The sequence below is a fragment of the Actinotalea sp. genome, assembly GCF_035443605.1.
Classification (GTDB): domain Bacteria; phylum Actinomycetota; class Actinomycetes; order Actinomycetales; family Cellulomonadaceae; genus Actinotalea.
Map to the genome: position 1 here is coordinate 1 of NZ_DAORSQ010000149.1, position 4,422 is coordinate 4,422.

The window sequence follows — 4,422 nt, forward strand, 5'->3', positions numbered from 1 at the left end:
TCCTTGATCCGCCCTGCCTTCACCTCGCGGTTGAGCGCGTCGACGAACTCGCCCTTGACCGGCTCGGCGACCTCGAGCAGCAGCTGCTCGAACTCCTCGGCGTCACCGGCCAGGGCGGCCGGCATGAGCTGCTCGTCGCGCACCTGGACCCACTCGGCCCACTTCGCGCGGAAGTCGAGCCACGAGCCATCGGCCAGCGCGCCGGCGTTCGCCTCGAACGCCGCCGCGGCGGCCTCGAGCTCGGCGTCGTTCTCGACCTGCTCGGCGACCCACATGGCCTTGCTCTCGTCGTCGGGCGCCGCCGCGATCTGAGCGATGATCATGCGGGCCTTGAGCTGGTTCTGGTGGACCGTCTGCTCGGGCCCGGACACCTCGGCCTGGATGCGCGCGAGCTCGGCCGTGTTCTCGGCCAGTCCCTGCATGCCGGCGATGGCGACGAGGCCGCTGATGATCCCGGCGACGGCGAACAGCGCGACGATGCCGAGGATCTTCGTGCGGACCGACAGCGAGCGCACGAGGTGCCGCCGGGCGGGCTGAGGGGTGAGGGTGGACATGGGGGATCTCCAGGAGGGTCAGGCAGCCTGCGCTGTCGCGCGGGCGACGTCGAGGGCGAGGAGCAGGCCGGTCGGCAGCTTGTAGGCGCCGACGATGAGCTCACGGAGCTCGGGGGCGAGCGTGTCGGGCGGGGTCTCGAACTGGTCCTCCTCGACGTCGACGACGTCGCCGACCTCGTCGACCAGCAGGCTGACGGGCTCGCCGTCGACCTGGACGACGACCATCATCGGGTCGGCGTCGTCCGCCAGCGGCACGAGGCCGAGGCGCACCCGCAGGTCCACGCTCAGCACCACCTCGCCGCGCAGGTTGACCAGCCCGGCGATGCCGGGCGGGGCCAGCGGGACCAGGGTGCGCACCTGCGAGCGCAGGGCCTCCTGGACCAGCACGACGTCGACGCCGTAGTGCGCCCCGTCGATCACGAAGGTCGCCAGCTGTCGGCTCATCGTCACACCCCCACCAGGTCACCGAGCACGGCAGCGACCGTCTCGTCGTCGAAGAACGTCGGGTCCGCGAGGGCGACGGCCGCCCGCACGTCGAGCAGCTCGGTGACGCGCTCCTTGAGCACGGTCGAGCCGACCAGGCCGTGGTCGCCCAGGGCGCTGTGGTGGCTCGCCTCGTCGTCGACGATGTCGACGATCTCGTCGACCACGATCGCGACGCTGCGCTCGCCACGCGAGTACACGACGACCACGATCTCGTCTGCCATCTCGGACAGGCTGCCGAGCACGCGGTCCAGACGGACCACCGGGGTGATCGCGCCGCGGTACTGCATGACCTCGCGCGAGCCGACGTGCTCCACCACGGAGGACGGGAACCGCTCGAGGCGCGTGACCGCAGACAGCGGGATCGCCACCCGGCGACCGTCCCCGATCCCGGCGACGAGCACCTGGACGGTCTCCGCGCGGGCCGCGGCGTCTGCGGCCCTGGCGTTGCGGGCGTGGTCGACGGTGTCGGCCGACAGGCTGCGCCGGGCGAGGCCCTGCACGTCGAGGATGAGGGCCACCCGGCCGTCGCCCATGAGCGTCGCGCCGGCAAACAGCCCGATCGCCTTGAGCCGTGCGGAGAGCGGCTTGACGACGATCTCCTCGGTGTTGAGCACGTTGTCGACGAGCAGCCCGAAGCGGACGGTGTCGGCCTGCAGGACGGCGATGACCGAGCGGCTCTCGGCGCGGGTCGCCGAGCCGAAGACCGAGCGCAGGTCGACCAGCGGGAGCAGGTCGCCGCGCAGCCGGTAGACGGGCGCGGCACCCACGTACTCGATGGAGCTCGACGCGGACTCGGCGTCCAGCGCCACCAGCTCGAGCAGGCTGACCTGCGGGATCGCGTAGGTGGCCCCGGCGCACTCGACGGTGACGGCCGGCATGATCGCCAGGGTCAGCGGGATGCGCAGGCGCCACGTGGTGCCGCGGCCGATGGTCGAGTCGATGTCGACGGTGCCGCCGATCCCCTCGATCTTGGTCCGGACGACGTCCATCCCCACACCGCGGCCGGACACGTTGGTCACGGCCTCCGCCGTGGAGAACCCCGGCAGGAAGAGGAGCTGGAGCAGGTCGTTCGGGGCCATCGCCGCCACCTGGCTCGCGGTCCGCACCCCGGCCTGGACGGCCTTCGTCGCGACGCGCTCGGGGTCGATGCCCTTGCCGTCGTCGGTGACCTCGACGACGACCTGACCACCCGCGTGGTAAGCCCGCAGGCTCAGGGTGCCCTGCGCCGGCTTGCCCAGCGCGATCCGATCGGCCGGGGACTCGATCCCGTGGTCGATCGCGTTGCGGATGAGGTGGGTCAGCGGGTCCTTGACGGCCTCGAGGAGGCTGCGGTCCAGCTCGGTGTCCCCACCGACCATCTCCAGGCGGACCTGGCGGCCGCATGCGCCGGCGAGGTCGCGCACCATGCGTGGCACCTTGGACCAGACGTGCTCGATGGGCTGCATGCGCGTCTTCATGACGCCCTCCTGCAGCTCCGAGGCGATGAGGCTCAGGCGCTGGGAGGCCCGCGTGAGGTCGATGTCGCCGCCCTGGGCGAGCCGGGAGATCGCGTTGCGTGCCAGGACGAGCTCGCTGACCTGCCGCATGAGGGCGTCCAGCAGGTCGACGTCGACCCTGATCGAGGTGTCCGCGGCCGTCCGCGCGGTGGACTCCGGCACGGGGTCGGCCGGTGCGTCGGCGGGCGGGCCGCCCAGCTCCGCGGGGTGGTGCGGGGACGGGACGGCGGACGTCGCCGTCGTGCCGGTCGAGCCGGCGGGTGCCGCCGGGCGTGCGCTCACGGTCTGCTCCTGGGTCGTGCCCCCGGTGGGGGTGGCGGGTGCTGCACTGCGGTGGGGTGCCGACGGGCCGGCCGGGACCGCGGGCGGCGGCCCGCCGGTGGTCGGGGCGCCGGTGATCGGGGCGATCGGCGCGCCGGACGAGGCGACCGGGGCGGCGACCCGCACCTTGGCCTTGACGGCGCGCTTGCGGACGGGGGCGGCCGCGGCGACGACGAGCTCGGCCTCGGGCTCCGCCGCGAGCGCCTCGGACACCTCGGCGACCAGCTCGGTCGCCTGGGCCTGGACGGCCAGCTCCGCCTCGGCCGCGGCGGCCTCGGCTGCGGCTTCGACCTCCGCGGCGTCCGCTGCGGCCTCCGTGGCCGCACGCTCGGCGGCGGCGCTCTCGACGGCCGCACGCTCGGCCTCGGCCAGCTCGGCTGCGGCGGTGTCTGCTGCCGCGGACGCCGTCGCCGCGGCGGCGGCATCGGCGACCGGGTCGGCTGCCGGGGTGCGGTCCTCGAGCACGGCCTGGAGCGCGGCGACCACGGGGTCGATGTCGACGTCCCCCTCCGAGCTGTTGGCCTCGATCGCCCCGAGCAGCGCGCGGACGGTGTCCACCATCCGCAGCAGGACGTCCGTGGTCCGCAGGTCCATCGACCGGCGGCCGTCGCGGAGCTCGACGAGGAGGTTCTCGCCGGCGTGCGTCAGCCGCTCGAGCTTGTGGAACGCCAGGAACCCGCTCGTGCCCTTGATCGTGTGGATCGTCCGGAACACGCTGCCGAGCAGCGGCCGGGAACCGGGCGTGCCCTCCAGCGCCACCAGGTCTGAGTCCAGCTGGTCGAGGTTCTCGTGGCTCTCCACCAAGAACTCGTGGACGATCTCGTCCAGGTCCTCCACGTCGTCCTCCAACGGCCACGGGTGACGGCTGTCCCGTCACGTGTCTGCGACCTCATCGGTCGCAGGTCGGGGGTTGTGAGCGATGCCGCGGCAGCGGGCGCACGTCACGTCGGGCCGTCGGGGTGGACGCGCCCCGGGCCCGCTCGGGTCCTCAGGCCTCGGGGGTGGGGGGGCGCAGCGCGCGCAGGGCCTCGAGGGCGGAGTCGTCGGTGGCGCGGGCGGCCTCGAGGTTGGCCTGCTGGACGGCCTCGAGCACCTCGGCCCGGTTGACGCGCACCTCACGCGGGGCGTCGATGCCGATCCGCACGCCGTCGGAGCGCACGTCGATCACGGTGATGACGATGTTGTCACCGATGATCAGGCGTTCTCCGACGCGACGGCTCAGGACCAGCATGCACGCGAGACTATCCGCTCCGGGGCGCGGCGGCCCCGGTCTGTCTCAGTCCCAGCGCGCGTCGTCGGCCATCCGCTCGCTGAGCACGGCCGCCCAGACGACCGGCGACGCCGGCAGCCCGTCCACCCAGCCGACCGGGAAGCCCAGGTTGAGCACGGTCCCCGGCGCCTGCGCCTCGAAGGTCGAGGACGCCGCGACGGCGTCGAACGCCCGCCGGACCCCCACCGCACGCAGCCAGCGCCGCTGCTCGACGGGCTTGAGCCGCGCGTCGACGGCGGCCCACGCCTCGTCGGGCCGCAGCGCCGCGAGCAGCTCCGCGGCCTCGGCCCAGTCG

The 4,422-nt window shown here is 73.7% G+C and carries 4 protein-coding genes and 1 pseudogene; all 5 read right to left on the reverse strand.

Annotation, left to right across the window (positions count from 1 at the left end; all coding sequences use genetic code 11):
• The coding region (locus PKY62_RS12200; protein ID WP_324537344.1) for an MCP four helix bundle domain-containing protein at positions 1–554 on the reverse strand (554 nt) is incomplete at its 3' end.
• A gap of 18 nt (positions 555–572) precedes the next feature.
• Entirely contained in the window at positions 573–998 is a 426-nt protein-coding gene (locus PKY62_RS12205) for a chemotaxis protein CheW (RefSeq protein ID WP_324537346.1), read from the reverse strand.
• Positions 999–1,000: 2 nt separating this feature from the next.
• The gene (locus PKY62_RS12210; RefSeq protein ID WP_324537347.1) at positions 1,001–3,694 is read right to left on the reverse strand and encodes a chemotaxis protein CheA; all 2,694 of its coding nucleotides are present in this window, start codon (positions 3,692–3,694) and stop codon (positions 1,001–1,003) included.
• 151 nt (positions 3,695–3,845) lie between these two features.
• Positions 3,846–4,088: a carbon storage regulator CsrA gene (gene csrA / locus PKY62_RS12215; protein WP_324537349.1), complete on the reverse strand. Its 243-nt coding sequence runs from the start codon at positions 4,086–4,088 to the stop codon at positions 3,846–3,848.
• A gap of 45 nt (positions 4,089–4,133) precedes the next feature.
• Positions 4,134–4,422 (reverse strand): annotated as a pseudogene (locus PKY62_RS12220) (hypothetical protein); the annotation flags it as partial.

Bases quoted from the DNA above. Each gene is read 5' to 3' on its own strand.
- csrA (WP_324537349.1), bottom strand. From the start codon at position 4,088: ATGCTGGTCCTGAGCCGTCGCGTCGGAGAACGCCTGATCATCGGTGAC.
- PKY62_RS12205 (WP_324537346.1), bottom strand. From the start codon at position 998: ATGAGCCGACAGCTGGCGACCTTCGTGATCGACGGGGCGCACTACGGC.